Genomic DNA, 25,479 nt, shown 5'->3' on the forward strand with positions numbered 1-25,479 from the left:
ACGCTCATTCGACCTCGCGCAGGCGGTAGCCGACGCCGGTCTCGGTGGTGATGTAGCGCGGCTGGTCCGGCGTCTTCTCGATCTTCTGCCGCAACTGCCGGACATAGACCCGCAGATACTGCACGTCGGTCGAATCGTTCCACACCTGCTTCAGCAGGAACTGGTGCGTGAGAACCTTGCCCGCATACTGCACGAGAATGCGCAGAATGTCGTATTCCTTGGGTGACAGCTTCACCTCCTTGCCCTCGACCTTGACGATGCGCTTGACCAGGTCGACGGAAAGATCGCCGGTTTGGAACACCGGCCTCTCGCCCTGCTGCTGGAATCTGTGCCGCAGTGCCACGCGGATTCGCGCCACCAGCTCGTTCATTCCGAACGGCTTGGTGATGTAATCGTCGGCGCCGAGTTCGAGCGCGTCGACGATGCCGGCTTCGTCGGTGCGGCTGGAGAGAATGACCACCGGCATGTCGAAGCCGTCGTCGCGCCATTTGCGCAGCAGTTCGTGGCCGCTCATGCCGGGCAGGCCAAGGTCGAGCAGCACGAGATCCGGTTTTTCCTGCACCATCAGCTCGATAGCCGCCTTGGCGTTCGGTGCCTCGCTGACCGCGTAGCCCTGGCTGGCGAGGCCGACCCGGAGCAACTTGCGGATCGGCGGCTCGTCATCGACGACCAGTATCCTGTTCGAATTGGTCATCGAGGCTGATCCGCGCTGGAGCCGATACGATTGACGGACAGTTCCGCCGGCACCGGCATCCTGATGGTGAAGGCAGCACCCGAACGGTCGGTCCGGTTGGCGGCCGAGATCGTGCCGCCCATCGCCTCGATGAAGCCGCGGCAGATCGACAGGCCGAGCCCGGTGCCGGCGCGCACCTGGTCGCCCTTGCGCACCCGGTAGAAAGTGTCGAACACGCGCTCAAGATCCTGCGGAGGGATGCCCAATCCCTCATCCATGATCTGAAGCACGACAGAGCCGATGTCGGTCCAGCCCTGCAGGCGGATCGTCGAACCGGGCGGCGAATATTTCGATGCATTGTCGAGCAGGTTGAACAGGACCTGCTCGAACAGCACCGGGTCGAGCTTCAGCATCGGCAGGTCGGGCGGAATGTCGACCTCGATCTTGTGCTCGCTGGTGATCTTGCGGGCGCGGTCGAGTGCGGTGCCGACGACGTCGCCGACATAGTGCAGCGCATAGTTCGGCTCCATCGCACCGGATTCGATCTTGGTCATGTCGAGCAGATTGGCGATGAAGCGGTTCAGCCGTTCCGCTTCGTCGACCACCGTCGACAATAGCTCCGTCCGGTCCTGTTCGGGCAGATCAGGTGCGAACTCCCTGAGAGTGCCGGCCGCGCCCATGATGGCGGCGAGCGGCGTCTTTAGATCATGAGAGATGGAGGTAAGCAGCGCCGAGCGCAGCCTGTCGGCCTCGGCCGCGAGCTTGGCACGGTCAACATCGGCGACGAGCTGGATGCGCTCGATGGCGACCGCCGCCTGGTCGGCCAGCGCGTCGAGCAGCCGCTGCTGCTCGGGCGTCAGCAGCGGACCCTGCTTATCGTTGTCGAGGCCGACCACGCCGACCGCCGTGCGTCCGGTGCGCAGCGGCAGATAGAGCCGCTTCGCACCGGGCAGCGTATCGGCGCCGCGGCCGGCGGCGCGGTCGTGCTCCCAGGCCCAGCGGGCCGCGGCGATATCGGCCTCGGCCAGCGTGTCGTCGGGCGGATAGCCCGCCTTGACGGTGATGGCGCCGTTTTCGGGCAAAAGCAGCACGACCCGCAATTTCAGCATGGAGGCGATCTGGAAGGCCGTGACCCACAGGACGTCGTCGAGCGAGTTGGCGCCGGCAAGCTTCTTGGAGAACAGGTAGATATCCTCAGTTGCCCGCGCCCGTGAGCGGGCGGCGGCAGCCTGGCGCTGCACGCGCGCCGTCAGGTTGCTGGCGATGACGGCAACGACAAGGAAGACGGCAAACGCAACGATGCTCTCAGGATCCCTGATCGTCAGCGTGTAGCGCGGCTCGAGGAAGAAGTAGTTGAAGGCAAGGGCGCTCAGGAAACAGGCGTACAGGGCCGGCCACAGTCCGAATGTCACCGCCGATGTCAGCACCGCCAGCAAGAGCACGATCGCCAGATTGCGCACGTCGAGGAACTGATCGAGAACCGTGCCGACGGCCAGCGACCCCGCGACATAGGCCGTGGCGAACAGATATGGCCATATCTGGAACGGCCGCTGCTCGGCGGCCGTCCTGACTTTTCTCGATGCTGCGTCGGTATCGCGCTCGGTTCCCGAAATGACATGGACGCTGATGTCGCCGGCATTGCGGATCAAATCATAGGTGAGCGAGCCCTCGATCAATTCCCGCCAGCGCGACCGGGTCGGCCTGCCGACCACGATATGGGTGAAATTGTTCGCCGTCGCATGGCGAACGATGTCCTGCGCGACGTTCTGGCCCGGAATGGTCGTCACCTCGGCGCCGAGCTGCTCGGCAAGGCGCAGATGGGTCGCCAGCCTGTCCTTCTCTTCCTCCGACATGGCGGCCGAACGAGGCGTGTCGACATGAAGCGCCGTCCATGGGGCGCGGAGCCGGTCGGCCAGCCTGCGCGCATAGCGCACGCGCGCCGCCCCGCCCGGACGCGCGTCCAGGCAAACGAGCACCCTTTCCCCCGCCGCCCATGGGCCCTGGATGGCATGGGACTGCATGTGGTTGAGCAGTTGTTCGTCGACACGCTGGGCGGTGCGGCGTAGCGCCAGCTCGCGCAGCGCCGTCAGATTGCCTGGCGAGAAATAGTTCTCGATGGCGCGCTGGGCGGTATTGGGAAAATAGACCTTGCCTTCCTCCAGCCGCTTAATCAGGTCGTCGGGCGTCAAATCGATGATTTCGACATCGTCGGCCTGGTCGATGATGGAATCGGGAACCGTTTCGCGCACCCTGACCCGCGTGATCTGGGCGACGACGTCGTTCAGGCTTTCGACATGCTGGATGTTGAGCGTCGTGTAGACGTCGATGCCGCGCGCCAGGATTTCCTGCACGTCGAGATAGCGCTTGGGGTGGCGGCTGCCGGGCGCGTTTGTGTGGGCGAGTTCGTCGACCAGGACCAGTGCCGGGCGGCGTGCCAGGATGGCGTCTATGTCCATCTCGTCGAGGGTGCGCCCCTTGTATTCGACCGGCCGCCGGGGAATGACCTCGTAGCCCTCGACCAGGGCCAGCGTTTCCTTGCGGCCGTGCGTCTCGACGATGCCGATCACCACGTCGATGCCGTCGGCCAGCCTGGCGCGTCCCGACATCAGCATTTCGTAGGTTTTGCCGACGCCCGGTGCCGCGCCCAGGAAGATGCGCAGACGCCCGCGGCCCTCGCGCTCGGCATGCTCGAGCAGCGCGTCGGGGGAAGGTCTGTTTTCGACGTTGCTTCTGTCGTCCGGCATCGGGATCCAGTTTGAACGGCGCCGGGGACGGTGTCGATCCCCGGCGCTGTTCTTCATTGCTTGGCGGTGTCGTCCAATGCGAGGTTAAGGGCCAGCACATTGACCACCGGCTCGCCCAGGACACTGAGTTCCCGGTCCTCGACATGGCTGTCGACAAGCGCCTTGACCTTGGCTTCATCGATGCGCCTTGCCTTGGCGACACGTGGAATCTGGAAATAAGCGTCGTCGGGGCTGATATCAGCATCGAGCCCGCTGCCCGATGTCGTGACGAGGCCCATCGGAACCGGCGCATTGGGGTTTTCGGCCTTCAGCTTCCCGGCGTCGCCCTTGATGCGCTCGATCAGCTTGGGATTGGTCGGACCAAGATTGGAACCGCTGGAGGCGCCGGCGTCATAGCCATTGCCGGCGGCAGAGGGCCGGCCGTGGAAATAGCGGTCGCTCGCAAAGGCCTGGCCGATCAGTTCGGAACCGACCACCTTGCCGTCCTTCTCGATCAGGCTGCCATTGGCCTGTTTCGGGAACAGCGCCTGGGCGATGCCGGTCATGCCGATGGGATAGATAAGCCCTGTCAGCACGGTGAAGAAGACGATCATGACGATCGCGGGTCTGATTTGCTTGAGCATCGGAATGATCCCTTATGCAAGACCGAGGGCCGTGACGGCCATGTCGATTATCTTGATGCCGGCGAACGGCACGACGATGCCGCCGAGGCCGTAGACGAGCAGGTTGCGGCTGAGCAGCGCCCCGGCGCCGATCGCCCGGTATTTGACGCCGCGCAGCGACAGCGGGATTAGTGCGATGATGATCAGCGCATTGAAGATGATAGCCGACAGGATGGCGCTCTGCGGCGTCCCCAGATGCATGATGTTGAGCGCCTGCAGCGGACCTGTGGTCTGGCCGGGCGCGACGTAGAACACGGCGAACATGGCCGGGATGATGGCGAAGTACTTGGCCACGTCGTTGGCGATGGAGAAGGTGGTTAGCGAGCCGCGCGTCATCAGCAGCGCCTTGCCGATCTCGACGATCTCGATCAGCTTGGTCGGATCGGAGTCCAAGTCCACCATGTTGCCTGCTTCCCGCGCGGCCACCGTGCCGGTGTTCATGGCGACGCCCACATCGGCCTGGGCAAGGGCCGGCGCATCGTTGGTGCCGTCGCCGCACATGGCGACGAGCTTGCCCTTGGCCTGCTCGTCGCGGATCAGCTTCAGCTTGTCCTCCGGCGTCGCCTGGGCAAGAAAGTCGTCGACGCCGGCTTCGGCTGCGATCGCCGCCGCCGTCATCGGGTTGTCGCCGGTGATCATCACCGTGCGGATGCCCATGCTGCGCAGCTCGGCGAAGCGCTCGCGGATGCCGCCCTTGACGATGTCCTTGAGGTGCACGATGCCGAGCAGGCGCCCGTCGCGCTCCACCGCAAGCGGCGTGCCGCCCGATTTGGCGACCTCGTCGGCGATCGCCTGCAAATCCCTGATCGTATCGCTGTTCGGGCGCGTCGCGTGGCTGGCTGATGTCGTCTGGTTGACATGGCCGAGCACGGAATCGACCGCGCCCTTGCGCACGGAGGAGCCGTCTATGTCGACGCCGCTCATGCGGGTTTGCGCGGTGAAGGGCACGAAGGTGGCGTGCAGTGTCGCCATGTCGCGAGCGCGGATGGCGTATTTCTCCTTGGCCAGCACGACGATCGAGCGGCCTTCCGGTGTTTCGTCGGCGAGCGAGGCAAGCTGCGCCGCGTCGGCCAGTTCCTGCTCGGTGACGCCCTTCACCGGCCGGAATTCGGTCGCTTGGCGGTTGCCGAGCGTGATCGTGCCGGTCTTGTCGAGCAAAAGCGTGTCGACGTCGCCGGCCGCTTCGACGGCGCGGCCGGACATGGCGAGCACATTGAAGCGCACCAGACGGTCCATGCCGGCGATGCCGATGGCCGACAAAAGCGCGCCGATAGTAGTCGGGATCAAGGTCACGAACAAAGCGACGAGCACCGTGACCGGGATATAGCCGCCCGAATAGGAAGCGAAGCTCGGGATGGTAGCGGTGGCCAGAACGAAGATCAGCGTCATGCCGACCAGCAGGATGTTGAGCGCGATCTCGTTCGGCGTCTTCTGGCGCTCGGCGCCCTCGACCAGCGAGATCATGCGGTCGAGAAAGGTGTGGCCGGCGGCGGCGGTGATGCGCACGCGGATCCAGTCGGAGAGCACCTGCGTGCCGCCGGTGACCGCGGAGCGGTCGCCGCCGGATTCGCGAATGACGGGGGCAGATTCACCCGTAATCGCCGCCTCGTTGACCGAAGCCACGCCTTCGATCACCTCGCCGTCGGAGGGGATGATGTCGCCGGCCTCGACCAGCACGGCGTCGCCCACCTTCAGGCTGGTGCCGGGCACCAGCTTGAATTTCGTCCGGTCCTCGCCGGCGAGCAGCTTGGCCTGGGTCTCGGTGCGCGCCTTGCGCAGCGAATCGGCCTGCGCCTTGCCGCGGCCTTCGGCGACGGCTTCGGCGAAGTTGGCGAACAGCACGGTGAACCACAGCCAGATGATGATCTGGATGGTGAAGCCGAGATTGCCGCCGCCGCTGGCGAGGTCCTTGATGAAAAGCACTGATGTCAGCGCTGAGACGACGGCAACGACGAACATTACCGGGTTCCTGGCCAATGTGCGTGGGTTCAGCTTTTTGAAGGCGCCGCCGATGGCGGGCCACAGGATGCCGGCATCCATGATGCTGGCTGATTTCGACTGGCTCATTTTGAAGCTCCAGCTTCGGTGTTGGTGGGCGGCACCGAGCGGTCGGATGCCGAAAGAAGATGCGGAAGCCCGTAGGCTAGCAACCACAGAACGATCATGACGCCGGCGATGCCGAGGAATGTCGACATCGTGGGGAAAGGAGGAGGCCGTTCCTCCTTTCCGTTGTCGGCGGGATGGTGATCGTTGCGATGCCTGTTGTTGAACCAGGACATTTCCGTTTCAGCCAAGAGTCTTCCGTCTCAGAATGTCTGCCCGTGGATGGCGGCCAGATGCTCGACGATCGGCCCGACGGCGAGCGCCGGGAAGAACGTCAGGCCGCCGACGATGACGATGACGCCGACCAGCAGCCCGACGAACAGCGGGCCGTCGGTCGGGAACGTGCCGGCCGAGGCGGGCACGGTCTTCTTCGCCGCCAGCGATCCGGCGATGGCCAGCGCCGGGATGATGACCAGGAAGCGGCCCATGAGCATGCCGACGCCCAGCGTGATGTTGTACCAGGGCGTGTTGCCGGTGAGGCCGCCGAAGGCCGAGCCGTTGTTCGCCGCCGCAGACGTATAGGCGTAGAGGATCTCGGAGAAGCCGTGCGGACCGCCATTGGCGATCGATGCCACGGCGCTCGGCAGGAGCACCGCGATGGCCGTGAAGACCAGCATCGCCAGCGGCAGGCACAGGATCGCCAGCATCGCCATCTTGACCTCTTTGGCCTCGATCTTCTTGCCGAGATATTCGGGCGTGCGCCCGACCATCAGGCCGGCGACGAAGACGGCGATGAGGATGAACATCAGCATTCCGTAGAAGCCGGCGCCGACGCCGCCGACGATGACTTCGCCGAGCTGCATGTTGATGAGCGGGATCATGCCGCCGAGCGCGGTGAACGAGTCATGCATGGCGTTGACCGCGCCGCAGGAAGCCGCCGTGGTGATGACCGCGAACAGCGCCGAAAGCGCGATGCCGAAGCGGGTTTCCTTGCCTTCCATGTTGCCGCCGTCGATGCCAAGCGCATGGACCAGCGGATTGCCCGCGCCTTCCGCCCAGTAACAGACGGTGACGCCGGCGATGAACAGCACGCCCATGGCGGCCAGGATTGCCCAGCCCTGGCGCTGGTTGCCGACCATGCGGCCGAAGACGTTGGTGAGTGCCGCGCCGATGGCGAAGATCGACAGCATCTGGATCAGGTTGGAGATGGCGTCCGGATTCTCGAAGGGATGCGCGGCATTGGCGTTGAAGAAGCCGCCGCCATTGGTGCCGAGCATCTTGATGGCGACCTGCGAGGCGACCGGCCCGACGGCGATGGTCTGCTGCGCGCCTTCGAGCGTGGTGGCGCCGACATAGGCTCCCAGCGTCTGCGGCATTCCGAGCCAGACATAGACCAGGGTGAGCACGACGCAGAGCGGCAAGAGCACGTAGAGCGTGGCACGGGTCATATCGACCCAGAAATTGCCGATCGACTTGCCGGAGGCGCGGGCAAAGCCGCGGATCAGAGCCATGGCGATGGCGATGCCGGTGGCCGCCGACAGGAAGTTCTGCACGGTGAGGCCGGCCATCTGCACGAGATAGGACATCGTGCTCTCGCCGCCGTAGTTCTGCCAGTTGGTGTTGGTCATGAAGCTGGCGGCGGTGTTGAAGGCGAGCCCCGGTTCGACCGCGCTCATGCCGGCCGGATTGTAGGGCAGGCCGCCTTGCAGGCGCTGCAGGAAATAGAGCGCCAGGAAGCCGGCAAGGTTGAAGAACAGCATGGCGGCGGCATAGCCCGTCCAGTGCTGCTCGTGGTCGCCGGTTCCAGCCAAGCGATAAAGACCGCGCTCGACGGGGCCGAGCACCGGCGACAGCAAGGTGCGGTCGCCGCTGAAGACGCGATGCATGTAGCCGCCCAGCGGCTTCACGAGCAAAACCAGGATCCCGCAATAGAGAAGGATCTGTATCCATCCGTTTATAGTCATGATGTGGCTTTCCATGCGCCGGTCAGAAGCGTTCCGGGCGGATGAGGGCGTATGTCAGGTAGGCGAGCAGGAACAACGTCACGCCGCCACCGAGGATGTAATCGACAAGCATGGTTCGATCCCTTCGCTCAAATTCTGTTGCAGGCTTTGACGTAAGCGAAAGACACGGCGAAAAACAAAACCCCTATCCCGAGAACAATGATGTCCATTGTGCTTGTCCTTGCTTCCATTTTTCCACTTTGCGCCCGCTCGAAGCAGCTTGGCGATTACATGAAAAACGGCCCGCCCACTTGGATTGGTGACGGCGTCCGACGTTTTTTCTCAAAGCGGAATATGGACCCGATCGCCATAAAGGTTCGAGACGGGGCAAAGCGGAAAGAAATAGGAATTTTATAAAGATTTTCGGCGGAATGAATTTGAAGTTGTGAATGCGCCCAAGCGCTCCAGTCGTAAGGGGTGGCTAGGTTGGCCGACGACGCGCCTCGTCGCCGGCAAACGCAATTTTATCCCTGCGGCTCAACGGCCTTGAGGGTCACGCCTTCTTTACGAACTCGGTTTTGAGCACCAGGCCCTTCACTTGCCTGGTACTGCATTCGATCTCACCGGGATTGCCGTTAAGGCGAATGTTCTTCACCAACGTGCCCCGCTTGATCGTCTCCGAAGTGCCTTTGACCTTGAGGTCCTTGACCAGGGTGACGGAATCGCCGTCCTTCAACTGAGCGCCGTTGCTGTCGCGCACCATTACATCGTCCGGCATGCCATCTCCTGTGATCGGGATCACCACTACCAGATCACCAGGAATTCCAAAACCGGCTCGGAGGCGGCATTTTCATGGAACGCCCAAGGATCACTCGATGCTATGCCGCGATTTCGCCCTCCTACGCTGAAGCTTCGGAGGGCATGCGGGGCAGGACCCGGAGAAAGCCAAGAGAGCGCTTGTGGAGGCCGTCAAGCTGCCTCGCTAGCCAGCGATCGCAGGAACACGCCTCCATTCCGCTTCTTCTCGCTTGTATCCTTTGATGCACACCTGAAGTGCTTCATTTCCCTTTGGAAAGAGCGCGATGGTATCTTCTTGATTATATGCCCCCAATATCCCAATGGCCGTCGTTCGCCCCACTGGCTTCCGGACGATCGTCCCTTCGAACGCATCGCCAAATCGCGTTAGCCGGACAATAACGCTGGTTTTCTCAAGATTTGGCGCTACGACTGGTTGGAATAGAGAACCCAGCCCCATGGCATTCGTGCCTAGGTCCCTAACGAACTCCCCCTGCGCAACAAAAGTGCCATCGGTCTCAGCGACAACTTCTAGAATGCCATCGGGAGTTTGCCAAATACCAACGATGGTTGCATCGGCTGGTTGAAGAGCGGCAAAGCCAAGCTGTCGAATAAAGCGTTGTTTCTTTTCTGCGCTGGTTCTGGCGGCTGATCGCTTCTTTTCTTCCTCGGCTTGAGCCTCCGCGATCGAACTGAGCACGACAACGGCATTGTTATGAGGGTTTGGCTTGGCGATTGCTTTCTGCGCTTGGCTGCGAGCCAATTCGAAGAAGCCGGCCGTTAGCAACTTGTTAGCTAGATTTCCGTCCGCAATAGTTTCGCCGTTGTCTGAGGCAGTCTCGTAAGCCGAAACGGCCAGCCCAGGCATATGAAGGTTGGAATAAGCAACTCCGAGGTTATTCCACGCCGTTGCATTGCGCTCTTGGTTCGGTATGTTCTCATAGTAGAGCATGGTCAAGTCGGCGTCCACTTGGCCGAAGCTATGCGCCAGACTGAACTTGAGGTTACTGTCGCTGGGATTCAGTTTGATACGCACCTCGTCAATTGCCTGTGTGATCTGTGATAGGCCGATTGCCTCTGCCACCCCTCTCATCGCGTAGCTAAAGGAGGCCTCAGCGTTCGGGCCATTTCTCGGGAGTGTTAGCAGTCGAGAAGTAAGCCCAAGGTAGTCAAGGCCGGCCATGGCCTTGGAGGCGGTCTCAATCAACCGGACAGCAAAGGATGTCGCTTGCCCCATATCCCCTGCACGATCGAAGGCCGCAAGATAAATCCCGATTGCCTCTTCGGCGTCCCCATAATGCTTCAGCGCATCACCCAAAATACGGTGCAGGTCCAAAACATTCGGGAACTTGGCGACCTGATCCCGAATGGCTTGCAGACTCACAGACTCTCCTTCAAGCATCCGGACATACGCCCCCCAAGCCTCCCATTTGGCCAGAGATTCGCCGGCATCATTGAGTGGACTCTTGAGGAAAGCGTCTTCCACCTTGCGCCGCCTTGCGTGGTCCTTCTGGGCTGTGGCTACCCAATAGGCAAAATTGTAATCTTGAAGCGTGGAGTGCTCATCTAGAGGGTCTGGACCAGGACCATCTGCGTTCGGTGCTGCTGTCACCTCTTTTGTATCGGATTCAACAGGGCCGACCTCAGAGGTTATTAGCCGAGAGCCTTCAATACGCATCTGTTCCAAGATCTTCCGGGCTGCCGGTCCGAGGCTGGCAAGAAGATTGTCGTCGCTGCGAGCTGGCTCATATTCAACCGGCGTAATACCGTACAGGTCAGATGGAAAATCAAGTTGTAGGCCACGAGGCTTCACAATAAAGGTTCGGGGGCGCGTAAGACGGCCAATAAATAGCCCAAGCTCAAATAGGACATTATCGCGAACGGTACTCCGAACTGCTCCACGGGTTGATGTTACGTCTTCGGGAGTAAAAAAGAAAACAGCGAAATCGACTTGTTCAAGATGCTTTTCAAGCGCCTCCAAGGGATATTTAGACGGAGGGAAGCCATCTTGGTGCCAGACAAAGGCTTCGGTCTCGTAGTCAAGCGCGTCTTGCAGAGCAGCAGCTAATCGCAGGCTTTCGGTTGATGATCCGATGAAGACCTTTGGTTTAATCTTTGGGGGCATCCATGTCGCCTTCGAGTCGCCTCCATCCACTGTAGACCATCCGCTTGGAAAACGTCATCGTCTTTGCCCAAGGAAAAATGGGGCACACATTTGAGACCCCATATCGTGAGTGCGTCGGCGACCTTTCCCCCCCGTGCCCCCTCCCGCCGCAGCGCTTGCTGACCTGTGCGAGCCTAGCGCTGACTTAGAGCCTGCCCGCTCCTAGCAGCTATAGGATCAAAGGTCTTCACCCAAGCTCATTGACGTTGACTAGCCCACATCCCCTTCGCCCACGATGAGGGAGGCCGGCGACAAGCTCCACCGGACGGCTCGTCCGATAGTCTCACATAATGATCTCACATGATCGCCAATGGGAGACCACTGTTATGACCACAAGCGCACTAGTCGGCTACGCCCGCACCTCCACAACCGACCAAAAGGCAGGCCTTGAGGCCCAGCTTCGCGACCTTGAGCAAGCGGGATGCACCAAGGTGTTTCGCGAAGAGATTTCCTCTGTGGCGGCCAATCGGCCCCAGCTTGCTGCCGTGCTTGAATGGGTGCGTGAAGGCGACATGTTGGTTGTGACCAAGCTGGACCGGCTGGCACGCGCTGTGGCCGACCTCTTGTCGATCACAGCGGCCCTGAAGGCGAAGGGGGCAGGCCTTCGCATCCTGGCGATGAACCTCGACACCGCCACTCCCACCGGAAAGCTGATGTTGAACTTGCTCGGCTCAATCGCAGAGTTCGAACGGGAGCTAATGCTTGAGAGGCAACGCGAAGGGATCGCGAGAGCTAAAGCAGAAGGCAAGTATGCTGGCAGGCAGCCCACGGCTCGGTCCCAAGCTAGCGAGGTGCTGCGCCTCAGGGCTGAGGGAAAGTCTGCGGGGGACATCGTGGCAGCGCTTGGAATCAGCCGGGCAAGTGTCTTCCGTATTCTGGCGGGCCAATCTGGAACTTAAGGTTTCGACCACAAGCCACGTTCCTCACCATTCTCGCTTAAATCCAGTACGATTCTCCTTGACGGCCTAAAGTCTTCGCAGGAGGTTCGACTCGTATTTGGGGGGATTCGTTAGATGGCGAAGCAGGCGAAAGCAAAGCAAACGACAGTCAGGCGGCCCGGGCGGACCTTTCAAGAGCGATTTCTTGAGTGCCTTACGAGGATGTCGGGTGGCGGTAAGATTGCTGTCCGAAACGCTGCACTTCGGGATGAACTGGGTTGGCTGGAACAACGCTATACGCAAACCAAAGAGCTGTTGAGGAAGCAGGGGCTAATAAAGGCTGAGCGAGGGGGGCCGGGTGGGACTATCAGTCTTGTGCACGATGCGCGGGCTAAGCCAAAAGCGCTGCAAGCATTCATTTCTTACTCGCACATTGATGACAGCATAAAAGCGGATTTGCTGAAGCACCTAACGCCTCTAAATCGTCTTGGCATTGTGGAGACATGGCACGATGGGCGAATTAAGAGTGGGGAAAAATGGGCAGACGCGATAAAAAGCAATTTAGATACAGCAGATATCATTGTCCTGTTGGTGAGTGTCGATTTCATAAACTCGGACTATTGCAATGAGATCGAGCTAAAACGCGCCATGGAAAGGGACGTTAGCGGTTCAGCAGTCGTTATCCCGGTTATCGCAAGAAATTGTCTTTGGCAGGACGAAGTGTTCGGTTCTGTTAAGGCCACGCCGACCGACGGTAAGTCGATTACGAGCTTTACGGATCGTGATGACGCTCTGACGGAAGTGGCGAAAGCTATCAAAGACAAGGCGCTTTCGATGCTGGCAGCAAGAGATCAGCTTGCCGTTCCATAGGATGTGCAACCTCTACAACATCACCACGTCGCAAGAAGCCGTCCGCCAGTGGACCCGGACCTTGCGGGACATCCTAGGCAACCTTGAGCCGTCCATTGATACCTATCCCAACCGCCCCGGCCCGGTGGTCCGCAATGCACCGGATGGGGAGCGGGAGCTCGCAAACTACTGTGGGGCATGCCTACTCCCGTAGAGCGGATGAAGGGGAAAGCGGACTACGGCACCACCAACATACGCAATCCCCAGTACGGCTATTGGCAGCAGTATGTTGGCGTCGAGGCGCGGCTCGACGCCATGCAGTATCCATAGCAGCGGCATGCCCTTACTCTCATAGAATATTCCCCGCTCGGATATCTCGGGCTGGAAGGTATTGGAGAGCTGGACCTCTAAGACGCTCTCCGGGAAGCCCTCCCAGCGGAAGCGGACATCGGGATAGCGCCCCCCCTTCCCATCGTCCCCGCCAATGTAGGTCCTATCGATTTCCACCGCCTGGAACCGGGTGTCCAGCCTCACTAGGCGAGCTAGCTCCGCGCACAGGAACTCATGGGCGGCAGACACCTGGTTGCCTTTGTATTGCGCCGCTCGGGCTTCATCGGGGGTCAGCTTAGAGCCGGGGTGCCAGGGACACCCCCCAGGCCCTCTCCCTGGCGGTGCGCGAAGTAGGGATAGCGGCGGCTCCCCTTCGGCTTCTCAGAGACATATACCGACCCTCCGCATCCAGGAAACATACAGACGGCTTTGAGGCCGTTGGAATCTCCATTATGCCCATCCGAAATCCGATTCCGTAGTGTTCGCCAGTTATCTTCCGGCATGGCGACCAGATCAGCACTAGACACGACACCGGGGGCAGGGAGGATTAATGCCCCCTTCACTGTCCGTCTTAGGTCAGGCAAATCATCTCTCAGCATTCGACTCATCCTCGTTGCGGGAATGATACCATCACCACCACAAGGTTAAGCGCATCTACACGCTTTGGGGCGCGGGCTCCTGACAGAGGGACGTAGGCACCCCACACACCCGGAACATCTTCGTCGTATCCTCCAAATCCAAGTGCCCTTCAGGAGCTAGTCTCGGGAGAGTAGCCTTAGGGGAGGCTATAAGACACTGAAATCGTCGGCTTTTTTGGAGCAAAAGAGTCTGGCGGAGAGAGCGGGATTCGAACCCGCGTTACGGTTTCCCGTAAACACACTTTCCAGGCGTGCGCCTTCAACCACTCGGCCACCTCTCCGTCCTTGCCTTTCGCGCCGGCCGGTTTCGCCGCGCGGGTTGGGGAGATGCTCTCCCTTTGGGGATGCGGAACTTCCGCACCGGGCGCCGCCAACCAGCGGACGCCCTGCCCGCACCTGAGCCGTCAAAGCAACAGGCGCGGGGCTCATCTAGTCGATCCGGCGCCGAATGCCAAGCCATAACGGCGGCCAATTCGCTTTGCCGGCCACACGGCGTTCATGGGGGCCGCCGGCACATCCATTTGGGGCTCCCGTTAACATCCGTTTGGGCTCCCGCTATTTGAATCGCTGCTTGAATGATGTGCGCAGGCATGGGCTGCGAGGCCAGCCGCGCTTGACTCCGTCCCGAGCGGCCTGTCGAGTGTCCGAAAGGCTTTGCGGGGGCATCGTCGCGATATGGCGTCAAACAGCGGAATTCCAGGCGGTACGCCGCACAATGGACAGCCGCCGGCCGAGGGAAATGTCCCGGCCGGACGGCCGGACAGCGGACTTTCCTACGTCCCGGTGGGCTGGCTCGTCATCGTCATGGCCCTGTCGGTCTATTGGCTGGCGTCGGCCTTGTGGCTGGTGGGGAGTTCAGGCCTGCCGGACACCGTTTTCTATTTCCTCTTCAGCGGGCTCGTCGCCGACGTCATCACCATCCTATGGGGACTTTACCTGCTCGGCCTCGCCTTCGGCCGTTCGGCGCGCTTCCCCAGCCACTTCATCGTCTGGCAGGCCGCCACGATCATATGGCTGCTGGCAAGTCACGCTTACGCACTTGCCGTGCCGGGCTTCGTCTTCTCCGCTAGAAGCCTGGCCATCACCGCCGCCGAGATCGCCATCGGCCTGCTTTGCATCTACCTTTTGCGCCGCGGCTCCGGCGCCGAGACCGTTTATGCCAAGCCGCGAGCCGAAGCGCCGTCGGTCTTCGTTTCCATTGTCGCCGCGCTGCTCGGCATCATCCTCGGCGCGGTCGTCGGCGCGGTGGGCGGATTCCTCGCCGGTTCGCTCATCGCCGATGTCACCGATGTGAGTTGCTTCGAGGGTGGGTGCGGCTACTTCGCCGCCTTCATCGGCCTGGCCGGGCTGGTGGTCGGCGCCATTGCCGGCGGCATTCTCGCCGTCTGGCTCGTTAACCGGCGCAAGCGCAGGCCGGCCGGCTAGGCTGCGTCGGCCGCGATTCAATTCGCGTGCCGTGATTGCGAATAGGGCCTGCGCGCTCTATTTCTCGTTCGGAATACCGCCGGAGATCCTCGGGAGGATGTCGAGGATCGGCCAGGGGAAAGGTCTTTGATGTTTCGCTTTGTCTTTCGTCTCGCGGCCATGGTCGCGCTGTCGATTTCGGTCATCATGGCGGTGCTTGACACGACACGCACGGTCGCCGCCTCGGCACTGGTGCTGACCCCGCTCAATGCAAGCTGGCTGGCCGTGTCGCCCGACACGCGCGCCGCCTTTGAAAGCTTCGTTCGCGCCAAGGCCGGCCCGCTGCTATGGGACGGCGCCATCGCCTGGGTGCTCGACCAGCCGGGCTTTGCCGTGTTCGCGGTGTTGGCCTTGCTGCTCTACGCCATCGGCTACAGGCGGCAGCGGCGCACGGGGCAATTCGCCTGAAGGGCACGGGCGTCACACCCGCCATGCTTTTCCAAAAGGTCAAAATTCCACGTGAATTTTGTTTCGGGCCGTGCCAGATTGCCGCTGAGCGGGAGGGGAATATACACTCCTGGCTGACGTCGCGCGCATGCCGGAGAACCGGGCAGGCGGGCGGGCGTAACGGAAAAAAATAACCGACAGGGTGTGGATCACATGAAACGTATCGTTCTCGGCCTTCTGGCCGCAACTGCAATGGTTCTTCCGGCTTTCGCCGCGGATGTGCAGCCGGCCATCCTTTATGATCTCGGCGGCAAGTTCGACAAATCCTTCAACGAGGCAGCCTACCATGGCGCCGAAAAGTTCAAGACAGAGACCGGCGTTCCCTATGTCGAGTTCGAGGTCTCCAACGCTTCGCAACGCGAGCAGGCGTTGCGCCGCTTCGCCGAGGACGGCCACAACCCGATCGTCATGGCCGGCTTCGCCTGGGAGGATGCGCTGAAGAAGGTCGCGACCGAATATCCTGACCTCAACTTCGCCATCATCGACGATGCCGTCGACCTGCCCAATGTCCGCTCGCTCGTGTTCAAGGAGAATGAAGGCTCCTATCTCGTCGGCATCATGGCGGCGATGGCCTCCAAAACGAAGAAGGTGAGCTTCGTCGGCGGCATGGACATTCCGCTGATCCGCAAGTTCGAATGCGGCTATGTAGGCGGCGCTAAATCGGCAGGCGCGACCGACGTCATCCAGAACATGACCGGCGACACGCCGGCCGCCTGGAACGACCCGGCCAAGGGTGGCGAGATCGCCAAGACGCAGATCGACCAGGGTTCCGACGTGGTCTATGCGGCCGCGGGCGGCACCGGCGTCGGTGTGCTGCAGGCGGCGGCTGATGCCGGCAAGCTCGGCATCGGTGTCGATTCCAACCAGAACGGCCTTCAGCCCGGCAAGGTTCTGACCTCCATGCTGAAGCGCGTCGACGTTGCCGTCTACACCGCCTTCATGGACGGCAAGAACGGCACCTTCAAGGGTGGCGTCGAAAATCTCGGCCTCAAGGAAGGCGGCGTCGACTACGCCATGGACGACAACAACAAGGCGCTGGTAACCGACGAGATGAAGGCGGCGGTCGAGAAGGCGAAGGCCGACATCATCGCCGGCAAGGTCGAGGTGCACGACTACACCACCGATAACGCCTGCCCGTATTGATCGGTAAGCACTAAGTTTCGAACCGCCGGGTGAAAGTCCGGCGGTTTGTTTTTGGGGCCGGAGGTCGGCCCGGTCGCATAGGACAGCGCCAGTGGGGGAGCGCCTGTGAGATTGTCGTGGACGTCAGGGCAGGAGCGCACCGCCCGTCGACCAAGCCCCCACGAGGTAGCCAAGGGTAAAGACCGCGATCAGCAAGATGGCGACAACCGCGCCGCGGCGGCCGCCGAGCGCGTGTACGCCGACGCCGTAGGGTTGGCGTTCCAGCTTGCGGATTGCCACCGAAGTTTTCGCCTCGTCACCGCCGGGCGGGCGCATCTGCGGCAGTTCGGCGATGCGTTGCGAGATTAGCCGCCAGCGATCGTCGCCGGAAGGTTCAGCCCGGTCGAAAATATGCATGCGCTCGGCAAGCTGGACCACGGCATCGCGAAAGGCGGGATCGATCTCCAGATCGCGCTCTGCCCGTTCGCGCTCTGCATCGTTCATCAGGCCAAGCACGTAGTCGCCGGCCCTTGCGATGCGGTCGCTGGCCATCGCTCGCGCTCCCTTCCCTACCAGTGCGGCGGTTTGGTCACCGGCACGTCCGGTGCCGCCTGTTCCTCCAGCGCCAGGAAGCGGTCGGTCAGCGCATCGAGCTTGCGCTGCATGCGTTCGATCACCTTCCACTGCTCGGCGATCTGGCCTGACAGTTCCTCGATGGTCTTGTCCTGCTCGGCGGAGCGGATCTCCAGCGTCGTCAGCCGGTCGGCGGGCATGGTCATGCGAAGTCCTCAGGCGTTGCGCCGCAGCGTCAAATCGGCTTGCCCATATTAGCGAATATGAGAGCTTCGGCCACGTTCGAAATTGACAAGCGCGCCGGGATTTGTCGAGAGTGGACGCTGCTCCGGCCAATTGGCACGGGCGGAGCGTCATGCTAGGCATTTTGACCAAGCGATAAAAAAATAAGAGTGGGACAGGCTGCATGGCGCATGCCGCGATCGAACTGGCTGCAATCGAACTGATCGGCATCAACAAGAGTTTTGGCGCCGTGCGCGCCAACCGCGACATCAACCTGGAAATCGCGCGCGGCACCATCCACGGCATCGTCGGCGAGAACGGCGCCGGTAAGTCGACGCTGATGTCGATTCTGTATGGCTTCTACCAGGCCGACAGCGGCGAGATCCGCGTCGGCGGCAAGCCGGCATCGATAAGCACGCCCAACGACGCAATCGCGCTCGGCATCGGTATGGTGCACCAGCATTTCATGCTGGTCGACAATTTCTCGGTCCTGGAGAACGTCATCCTCGGCGCCGAAAGCGACGCCTTGCTGAAGAAAAGCATCGCCAAGGCGCGTTCCGAACTGGAGCGGCTGGAGCGCGAATACGGCCTTGAGGTCGATCCCGACGCTATCATCGAGGAATTGCCGGTCGGCCTGCAGCAGCGCGTCGAGATCCTGAAGGCGCTCTATCGCGGCGCCGAGATCCTGATCCTCGACGAGCCGACGGGTGTGCTGACGCCGGCCGAGGCCGACCACCTCTTCCGCATCCTCAAGCAATTGAAGGAGCAGGGAAAGACGGTGGTGCTGATCACCCACAAATTGCGCGAGATCATGGCCATCACCGACACGGTTTCGGTGATGCGCCAGGGCACGATGGTGGCAACCAGGGAAACGAAGAAGACCACCGTCGCGGAACTGGCCGAACTGATGGTCGGGCGCCGCGTGCTCTTGCGGGTGGAGAAGGGCGAAGCGGAAGCCGGCGCGGTAAAACTCGCGGTCAAGAACCTGACGGTCAAGGATTCCCGCGGCGTCACCATGGTCGACGACATCTCCTTCGACCTGCGCGCCGGCGAGATCGTCGGCATCGCCGGTGTCGCCGGCAACGGCCAGTCCGAACTGCTCGAGGCGATCTCCGGCATCAGGCACGCCGTTTCCGGTTCGGTGATGCTCGAGGGCAAGCCCATCGATCTCACCGGTAAAGCCGATCCCGGCGAACTGCGCGACCGCGGCCTGGCCCATGTGCCTGAAGATCGCCATCATGTCGGGCTGGTGCTGGCCTTCGAGGAGAACGAGAATTCCATCCTCGGCTATCATGACGATCCCCGGTATCTGAAAGGGCCATTCCTCAACATCGATGCCATCATGGCCGATGCCAAGGACAAGATCGAGAAATACGACATCCGCCCCGGCAATCCTCGGCTGAAGACCGCCAACTTCTCCGGCGGCAACCAGCAGAAGATCGTGCTCGCGCGGGAAATCGAACAGGACCCCGGCGTTCTCATCGTCGGCCAGCCGACGCGCGGCGTCGATGTCGGCGCCATCGAATTCATCCACAAGCGCCTGATCGCCATGCGCGATCAAGGCAAGGCCGTGCTGGTCGTGTCGGTCGAGCTCGATGAGATCCGCTCGCTCTCCGACCGCATCCTGGTGATGTTTGCCGGCCGCATCGTCGGCGAGCGCGGGCCGGAGGCGAGCGAGGGCGAGCTCGGCCTGCTGATGGCGGGTGTTGAGCGCCAGGAGGCGGCGCAATGAGCACGCCCTATGCCAAATTGCCGACCTGGGCCGACTATGGGCTGATCCCGCTGATCAATCTGTCGGTGGCCTTCATCGTCGCCGGCTTCGTCGTGCTTCTGGTCGGCGAGAACCCGTTCCGTGCCGCCGTCATCCTGGTCGAGGGCGCCTTCGGCAAGGGAACAGGCATCGCCTTCACCCTCTTCTATGCCACCACCTTCATCTTCACCGGGCTTTCGGTGGCGGTGGCAGCGCATTGCGGCCTGTTCAACATCGGCACCGAGGGGCAGGCCTACATCGCCGGCCTCGGCATCGCCATCGTCTGTCTTTCCTTCGACAGCGTGCTGCCATGGTGGCTGACATTTCCGCTGGCCATCGTGGCTTCGGCGGCCGTGGGCGCCTTGTGGGCGCTGATCCCGGCATATCTGCAGGCCAGGCGCGGCTCGCACATCGTCATCACCACCATCATGTTCAACTTCATCGCTGCTTCGATCATGGTCTACCTGCTGGTCGGCCCGTTGAAACCGGCAGCCTCGCAGGCGCCGCAGACGCGCAACTTCCTGGCGGGCGCGGAATTGCCGAAGCTCAACTGGGTCATCGAGCTGTTCGGCGCCAAGATCCGCTCGGCGCCGCTCAACGTCACCTTCCTGCTCGCGCTGCTCATGGCCTTCCTGGTCTGGCTGCTGATCTGGCGCACCAGGCTCGGCTATGAGATGCGCACGTACGGCCACAGCCCGAAGGCGGCGCGCTATGCCGGCATTTCGGAAACCCGCATCATCATCACCGCCATGATGATCTCGGGCGCGCTCGCCGGCATGATGGCGCTCAATCCGGTGATGGGCGACCAGCATAATGTCGCGATCGACTTCGTCAGCGGCGCCGGTTTCGTCGGCATCGCCGTGGCGCTGATGGGTCGCCTGCACCCTGTCGGCATCGTGCTGGCGGCCATCCTGTTCGGCATGCTCTACCAGGGCGGCGCCGAACTCGCCTTCGAGATGCCTGCGATCAGCCGTGACATGATCGTGATCATTCAAGGGTTGGTCATCCTGTTCGCCGGTGCTCTCGAACACATGTTCAGGCCTTACATCCAGGCGCTGTTCGCCTCGCTCAGCCCGAGGTCGGTCGGCATGGAAGCGGTCAAGGGAAAAGGCGCCTGAATGGACACCTTCAACGCCATCGTCCAGACGCTGGACTCCACCATCCGCCTCTCGGTGCCGCTGCTGCTAGCCTGCCTGGCCGGCCTCTATTCGGAACGCGCCGGCATCTTCGACATCGGCCTCGAAGGCAAGATGCTGGTCGGCGCCTTCGCCGGTGCGGCGGCCGCGTCGGTTTTCCATTCGGCCTTTCTCGGACTGGGCATGGCGATCCTGATCTCGGTCGCGTTCGCCATGATCCACGGCTTTGCCTCGATCACCCACCGCGGCAACCAGATCGTTTCCGGCGTGGCGATCAACTTCATCGCCGCCGGCTCGACCATCATCCTCGGCCAGGCCTGGTTCCAGCAAGGCGGGCGCACGCCGGCTCTGGAACCAGCCGAGCGGTTCGAGGCGATCACATGGCCCGGCGCCGAGACGCTCCGCGACGTGCCGTTTCTCGGGCCGATCTATTCGGAACTGCTGTCGGGCCACTCGATATTGGTCTATCTCGCCTTCGCGATGGTGCCGTTCACCTGGTGGGTGCTGTTTCGCACGCGCTTCGGCCTCAGGCTGCGCGCGGTCGGCGAAAACCCGGCCGCGGTGGACACCGCCGGCATCTCGGTCGCCTGGCTGCGCTACAGGGCGCTGATTTGCACCGGCATCCTGACCGGCGTCGCCGGCGCCTATCTGTCGATGGTGCAGAATGGCGGCTTCGTGAAGGACATGACGGCCGGCAAGGGCTACATCGCGCTGGCCGCATTGATCTTTGCCAAGTGGAAGCCGGTCAACGCCATGTTCGCCTGCCTGCTGTTCGGCTTCCTCGACGCCCTGTCGATCCGCCTGCAAGGCTCGCCGCTGCCGCTCATCGGCAAGGTGCCGGTGCAGTTCATGCAGGCCCTGCCCTATATTCTCACCGTCATCCTGCTCGCCGGTTTCATCGGCAAGGCGATCCCGCCGCGCGCCGGCGGCGTGCCTTATGTCAAGGAACGCTGAGCATCGAGGGCGCGGCCTGGCGCAAAAGAAGCGCCGGCTTTTGAACAAGATCATCGGAGAGAACACTGAAATGTCGCATGAATTGTTCGAAGCGGCGAAGGCAGCCATGGCCAAGGCCTATGCCCCCTATTCGAAATTTCCGGTCGGTGCGGCACTACGCACCGAGGACGGGCGCGTCTTCACAGGCGCCAACATCGAGGTCGCCTCCTATCCGGAAGGCTGGTGCGCCGAGACGACGGCGCTCGGCCATTACATCATGGGCGGCGGCGGCAAGATCGTGGAGATCGCCGTCATTGCCGAGCGCATGGCCAAATGCTCGCCTTGCGGCGGCTGCCGGCAGCGGCTGGCCGAATTCTGCCGTCCGGAAACGAAACTCTATCTCTGCGACAATGCGGGCGTCGCCGAGACCGTGACCATGGGCGACATGCTGCCTTACGGCTTTCGTGGCGACATGCTGAAATGAAGGAAGCGCTCGACCATCTGATCGAACGGCTGGATGGCCTGGCGCCGACCACGGCGCTGGTGCTGGGTTCTGGCCTGGGTGGGCTGGTCAGCCAGGTCGAGAACCCGATCCGTGTTTCCTATGCCGATCTGCCCGGCTTTCCCAGAAGCGGCGTTTCCGGCCATGCCGGAGAGGTGATGGCCGGACTGTTTGCCGGCACGCCGGTGCTGATGCTGTCGGGCCGCGCCCACTATTACGAGCACGGCAACGCGGCGGCGATGCGGCCTGTGCTGGAGGTGCTTGCCGGCACTGGCATCACCAAGCTGATCCTCACCAATGCCGCCGGCTCGGTCGATCCGGAGATGGGGCCGGGTTCGGTCATGCTGATATCGGACCACATCAATTTCTCCGGCACCAACCCGCTGATCGGCGAGCCGAGCGACCGCCGTTTCGTCGGACTGACCGAAGCCTACGATGCGGGCATCCGCAAGGCGATCGAACAGGCGGCGAAGGCGACCGGCACGGCGCTGCACAAGGGCGTCTACATGTGGTTCTCCGGTCCGTGCTTCGAAACGCCGGCCGAGATCCGCATGGCGCGCATCATGGGCGCCAACGCCGTCGGCATGTCGACCGTACCGGAAGTCATCCTTGCCCGTTTCCTTGGCCTGCGCGTCGCCGCCTGCTCGATCATCACCAACCTTGCCGCCGGCATGACCGGAGCCGAGCTTTCGCACCAGGAGACCAAGGATATGGCTCCGGTCGGCGGCGCGCGGCTGGCGACGATCCTGAAGCGTGTGTTCCGCGACGGGCTGTTGGACTGATGCTTCCGCAGGAAATCATCCGCCACAAGCGTGACGGCCACAGGCTGCCGGCGCGCGAAATCGCCGACTTCATCGCCGGCGTAACCGACGGCGCCGTCACCGACGGCCAGGTCGCGGCTTTCGCCATGGCGGTGTTCTTCAACGGCATGAGCCGCGACGAGGCCGTGGCGCTGACACTGGCCATGCGCGATTCCGGCGACGTGCTCGACTGGTCGGACCTGCCCGGCCCGGTCACGGACAAACATTCGACGGGCGGCGTCGGCGACAACGTCTCGCTGATGCTGGCGCCGATCGTCGCTGCCTGTGGCGCTTATGTGCCGATGATATCGGGCCGTGGCCTCGGCCACACCGGCGGCACGCTGGACAAGATGGATTCCATCCCCGGCTATGCCAGCCAGCCCGACATCGCGCTGTTTCGCAGGGCGGTGCTGGAAACCGGCTGCGCCATCATCGGCCAGACCGCGGACCTCGCGCCGGCCGACCGCAGGCTCTATGCCATCCGTGACGTGACCGGAACCGTGGAGTCGGTGCCGCTGATCACCGCCTCCATCCTGTCGAAGAAACTGGCGGCGGGCCTGGGCTCGCTGGTGCTCGACGTCAAGGTCGGCAATGGCGCCTTCATGGAGAAGTCGCGCGACGCGACGGCGCTCGCCAACAGCCTGGTCGAAGTCGCCAGCGGCGCCGGACTGAAAGTTTCGGCGCTGATCACCGGCATGAACGAACCGCTGGCCTCGGCTGCCGGCAATGCGGTCGAGGTGCGCAACGCCGTCGATTTCCTGACCGGCCGCCTTCGCGACCGGCGCCTGGAGGATGTGACACTGGCGCTCGCCGCCGAAATGCTGCAGGCGGCTGGTCTGGTGCCGTCCAACCAGGACGGCATGCGGCGCGCCACCGAAACGCTTGCCAGCGGCCGCGCCGCCGCCACCTTCGCGCGCATGGTGACGGTGCTCGGCGGACCTGCCGATTTCATCGACAAGCCGGAACGATATTTGCCCGTTGCGCCAACGGAACACGCGGTGAGAGCGACCGCGGACGGCTTCGTCACCGGCATTGCCACGCGCGATATCGGCCTTGCCGTGGTCGGGCTGGGCGGCGGCCGCACCCGGCCCGACGACAAGGTCGACCCTGCGGTCGGCATCACCAGGCTGTTGCCGGTCGGCGCCGAGGTTCGAGCTGGCGAGCCGCTGGCGCTGGTCCATGCCCGCTCGGTGTCCGACGCCGAAGCCGCGGCGGCAACGGTGCTTTCGGCCTATGCGATCGGCGCTTCCAAGCCGCCTGCCGACAAATCGGTCATCCGGCGCATCCTGCCGCGTGGCTAAAGCAATTCCAGGAAAGTGCGTACAGCTCCGACCGGCCGTGTCCGCTCATTGGACAAGAAGCAGCGTGCCGTTTTCGGCCTGATATTTGCCCAGCCGATTGAGAAAGCTCATGCCGATCAAATTGGTGCGCAGCGCCTTGTCGTCGAGCACGATGGCCTGCACGTCGTTGACGGTGATGCTGCCGATCTGCAAGCGGTCGATCATCACCACCGCCGCGTTGATCGTGCCGTTGGCCGTATTGACCTCATGACTGAAATCCGACGGGTTCAGCGACAATCCGATCCTGCGCGCCGTCGAGGTGTTGACGGCGACCAGTGTCGCTCCGGTATCGATCATGCCGTCGATCTGGCGTCCGTTGAGCTTGAAGGCCGACGAGAAATGCCCTCGCGCGTCGGCCGTGACGACAACCTTGCGGCCCATCGGCAACGGCGCCACCGGCTTGTCGGGAGCCGCTGCCAGGGCGACCTCCGGACGGGCGTCGCCCGCCGGCTTGGCTGTCATCGCTTTTTTCAGCAGGCTTTCGAACATCTGCGGATTCGACTGATAGACAATCGGGATGGAAGCCGATGTACCGGCAAAGACGCTGAGGATAAGTAGCTTGCGCAGCATGGATCGGCCCCGGCGCATGACCCCGAAAATCGGGTTCGATTTTCGGGGGGATCACGCGCAAATCAAAGTGCTGCGGCGTCCGACAGGACGCGCGGCGCTGTCGTGAAGGCCAACCCTTAACACCGGGATGGTGTTTGCCGTTTTAACGCCGCTCGAAACCGCTTCGTTGCGTAAACTTTCGGTAAATCACTTTGTCCCGTACATGCGGTCGCCGGCGTCGCCGAGGCCGGGCATGATGTAGCCCTTCTCGTTGAGCTGGCGATCGATGGAAGCCGTGAAGACGGGAACGTCGGGATGTGCCTTGGTGAAGCGCTCGATGCCTTCGGGCGCCGCTAGCAGGCACAGAAAGCGGATGTTGGTGGCGCCGCGCCCCTTCAACTTGTCGATCGCCGCGATCGCGGAATTGGCGGTGGCCAGCATCGGATCGACGACGATGACCAGCCGGTCGGCGAGGTCGCTCGGCGCCTTGAAGAAATATTCGACCGCTTCCAGCGTCTCATGGTCGCGATAGAGGCCGATATGGGCGACGCGGGCCGCCGGCACCAGGTCCAGCAGGCCTTCGAGCAAGCCGTTGCCGGCGCGCAGCACGGAGGCGAATACCAGCTTCTTGCCTTCCAGCGTCGGCGCCTCCATCCTTTCGATCGGCGTTTCGATGGTCGTCGTCGTGAGTTCGAGATTGCGCGTCACCTCATAGCCGAGCAGCAACGAGATTTCGCGCAGCAGCCGCCGGAAACCGGCCGTCGAGGTCTCCTTCTTGCGCATGATGCTCAGCTTGTGCTGGACAAGCGGGTGGTCGACGACGGTGACGCCCTTCATGATGTGCTCCGACGTGGTTCGTGGTGAGTAGCCAATAGTGAGTAGTGAATAGTGAGCCGATTTGCGAGTCCCGATGCGCGCTCGG

Annotated in this window: 24 protein-coding genes, 1 tRNA gene and 1 pseudogene; 12 read left to right on the top strand and 14 right to left on the bottom strand. The window is 62.4% G+C overall.

The window, feature by feature from the left end:
- Positions 1-4: 4 nt before the first annotated feature.
- The 9 genes from LB566_RS08250 to LB566_RS08290 all read right to left on the bottom strand — a co-directional run bounded on the left by LB566_RS08250 (position 5) and on the right by LB566_RS08290 (position 10,985).
- Positions 5-694, bottom strand: a complete 690-nt coding sequence (locus tag LB566_RS08250) for a response regulator transcription factor (RefSeq protein WP_224624009.1) — start codon at positions 692-694, stop codon at positions 5-7.
- A complete protein-coding gene (locus LB566_RS08255; protein ID WP_224624010.1) occupies positions 691-3,417 on the bottom strand; it encodes a sensor histidine kinase in 2,727 nt (908 codons plus the stop codon). The genes LB566_RS08250 and LB566_RS08255 overlap by 4 nt, the downstream gene beginning before the upstream one ends.
- A 53-nt stretch (positions 3,418-3,470) precedes the next feature.
- A complete protein-coding gene (kdpC, locus tag LB566_RS08260) occupies positions 3,471-4,040 on the bottom strand; it encodes a potassium-transporting ATPase subunit KdpC (RefSeq protein WP_224624011.1) in 570 nt (189 codons plus the stop codon).
- Positions 4,041-4,052: 12 nt separating this feature from the next.
- Entirely contained in the window at positions 4,053-6,146 is a 2,094-nt protein-coding gene (kdpB, locus tag LB566_RS08265) for a potassium-transporting ATPase subunit KdpB (protein WP_224624012.1), read from the bottom strand.
- Positions 6,143-6,373 carry a hypothetical protein gene (locus LB566_RS08270; RefSeq protein WP_224624013.1) on the bottom strand — a complete coding sequence of 77 codons (231 nt, stop codon included), beginning with the start codon at positions 6,371-6,373 and terminating at the stop codon, positions 6,143-6,145. Before LB566_RS08270 ends, kdpB begins: the two co-directional genes overlap by 4 nt.
- 12 nt (positions 6,374-6,385) lie before the next feature.
- On the bottom strand, positions 6,386-8,086 hold the full coding sequence (kdpA, locus tag LB566_RS08275) for a potassium-transporting ATPase subunit KdpA (protein WP_224624014.1): 1,701 nt from the start codon (positions 8,084-8,086) through the stop codon (positions 6,386-6,388).
- Between the two features lie 22 nt (positions 8,087-8,108).
- On the bottom strand, positions 8,109-8,198 hold the full coding sequence (gene kdpF / locus LB566_RS08280) for a K(+)-transporting ATPase subunit F (protein ID WP_015315765.1): 90 nt from the start codon (positions 8,196-8,198) through the stop codon (positions 8,109-8,111).
- A gap of 420 nt (positions 8,199-8,618) precedes the next feature.
- Positions 8,619-8,843, bottom strand: a complete 225-nt coding sequence (locus LB566_RS08285; RefSeq protein ID WP_224624015.1) for an alkylphosphonate utilization protein — start codon at positions 8,841-8,843, stop codon at positions 8,619-8,621.
- A gap of 204 nt (positions 8,844-9,047) precedes the next feature.
- Entirely contained in the window at positions 9,048-10,985 is a 1,938-nt protein-coding gene (locus LB566_RS08290; protein WP_224624016.1) for a nucleotide-binding protein, read from the bottom strand.
- A gap of 365 nt (positions 10,986-11,350) precedes the next feature.
- Between LB566_RS08290 and LB566_RS08295 the strand changes: the two genes are divergently transcribed.
- From LB566_RS08295 to LB566_RS30480, 3 genes and pseudogenes are all read left to right on the top strand, one after another.
- Positions 11,351-11,923: a recombinase family protein gene (locus tag LB566_RS08295; protein WP_224624017.1), complete on the top strand. Its 573-nt coding sequence runs from the start codon at positions 11,351-11,353 to the stop codon at positions 11,921-11,923.
- A gap of 114 nt (positions 11,924-12,037) precedes the next feature.
- Positions 12,038-12,772, top strand: a complete 735-nt coding sequence (locus LB566_RS08300; RefSeq protein ID WP_224624018.1) for a TIR domain-containing protein — start codon at positions 12,038-12,040, stop codon at positions 12,770-12,772.
- A 1-nt stretch (position 12,773) separates the two neighbouring features.
- Positions 12,774-13,057, top strand: a pseudogene (locus LB566_RS30480) (SOS response-associated peptidase); the annotation flags it as partial.
- 853 nt (positions 13,058-13,910) lie between these two features.
- On the opposite strand, the gene LB566_RS08305 reads toward LB566_RS30480, so the two are convergent.
- Positions 13,911-14,000, bottom strand: a tRNA-Ser gene (locus tag LB566_RS08305).
- A gap of 394 nt (positions 14,001-14,394) precedes the next feature.
- Between LB566_RS08305 and LB566_RS08310 the strand changes: the two genes are divergently transcribed.
- From LB566_RS08310 to LB566_RS08320, 3 genes are all read left to right on the top strand, one after another.
- Positions 14,395-15,144, top strand: coding sequence for a hypothetical protein (locus tag LB566_RS08310; RefSeq protein WP_224624019.1), 750 nt, complete (start codon positions 14,395-14,397; stop codon positions 15,142-15,144).
- A gap of 129 nt (positions 15,145-15,273) precedes the next feature.
- Positions 15,274-15,591: a hypothetical protein gene (locus tag LB566_RS08315; RefSeq protein ID WP_224624020.1), complete on the top strand. Its 318-nt coding sequence runs from the start codon at positions 15,274-15,276 to the stop codon at positions 15,589-15,591.
- A gap of 192 nt (positions 15,592-15,783) precedes the next feature.
- Positions 15,784-16,773: a BMP family protein gene (locus tag LB566_RS08320; RefSeq protein WP_224624021.1), complete on the top strand. Its 990-nt coding sequence runs from the start codon at positions 15,784-15,786 to the stop codon at positions 16,771-16,773.
- Between the two features lie 123 nt (positions 16,774-16,896).
- Here LB566_RS08320 and LB566_RS08325 read toward each other — a convergent pair whose 3' ends face one another.
- Positions 16,897-17,304 (bottom strand): hypothetical protein, encoded by a 408-nt coding sequence (locus LB566_RS08325; RefSeq protein WP_224624022.1) that lies wholly within the window; start codon positions 17,302-17,304, stop codon positions 16,897-16,899.
- 17 nt (positions 17,305-17,321) lie between these two features.
- Positions 17,322-17,531 (bottom strand): SlyX family protein, encoded by a 210-nt coding sequence (locus LB566_RS08330; RefSeq protein ID WP_140549541.1) that lies wholly within the window; start codon positions 17,529-17,531, stop codon positions 17,322-17,324.
- Between the two features lie 215 nt (positions 17,532-17,746).
- Here LB566_RS08330 and LB566_RS08335 point away from each other — a divergent pair, with 215 nt between their 5' ends.
- From LB566_RS08335 to deoA, 6 genes are all read left to right on the top strand, one after another.
- A complete protein-coding gene (locus LB566_RS08335; protein WP_224624128.1) occupies positions 17,747-19,279 on the top strand; it encodes an ABC transporter ATP-binding protein in 1,533 nt (510 codons plus the stop codon).
- The gene (locus tag LB566_RS08340) at positions 19,276-20,415 is read left to right on the top strand and encodes an ABC transporter permease (RefSeq protein ID WP_224624023.1); all 1,140 of its coding nucleotides are present in this window, start codon (positions 19,276-19,278) and stop codon (positions 20,413-20,415) included. Before LB566_RS08335 ends, LB566_RS08340 begins: the two co-directional genes overlap by 4 nt.
- Positions 20,416-21,387 (top strand): ABC transporter permease, encoded by a 972-nt coding sequence (locus LB566_RS08345; protein ID WP_140549539.1) that lies wholly within the window; start codon positions 20,416-20,418, stop codon positions 21,385-21,387.
- A 70-nt stretch (positions 21,388-21,457) separates the two neighbouring features.
- A complete protein-coding gene (cdd, locus tag LB566_RS08350) occupies positions 21,458-21,850 on the top strand; it encodes a cytidine deaminase (RefSeq protein WP_140549988.1) in 393 nt (130 codons plus the stop codon).
- Complete coding sequence (locus tag LB566_RS08355; protein ID WP_224624024.1) at positions 21,847-22,650, top strand: purine-nucleoside phosphorylase; 804 nt, start codon at positions 21,847-21,849, stop codon at positions 22,648-22,650. Before cdd ends, LB566_RS08355 begins: the two co-directional genes overlap by 4 nt.
- The gene (deoA, locus tag LB566_RS08360) at positions 22,650-23,969 is read left to right on the top strand and encodes a thymidine phosphorylase (protein WP_224624025.1); all 1,320 of its coding nucleotides are present in this window, start codon (positions 22,650-22,652) and stop codon (positions 23,967-23,969) included. The genes LB566_RS08355 and deoA overlap by 1 nt, the downstream gene beginning before the upstream one ends.
- 45 nt (positions 23,970-24,014) lie before the next feature.
- Here deoA and LB566_RS08365 read toward each other — a convergent pair whose 3' ends face one another.
- Positions 24,015-24,578, bottom strand: a complete 564-nt coding sequence (locus LB566_RS08365; RefSeq protein ID WP_224624026.1) for a TIGR02281 family clan AA aspartic protease — start codon at positions 24,576-24,578, stop codon at positions 24,015-24,017.
- Between the two features lie 186 nt (positions 24,579-24,764).
- Complete coding sequence (gene upp, locus LB566_RS08370; RefSeq protein WP_224624027.1) at positions 24,765-25,394, bottom strand: uracil phosphoribosyltransferase; 630 nt, start codon at positions 25,392-25,394, stop codon at positions 24,765-24,767.
- Positions 25,395-25,479: the final 85 nt, after the last annotated feature.

The organism is Mesorhizobium sp. CA13 (assembly GCF_020165235.1).
Taxonomy (GTDB): domain Bacteria; phylum Pseudomonadota; class Alphaproteobacteria; order Rhizobiales; family Rhizobiaceae; genus Mesorhizobium.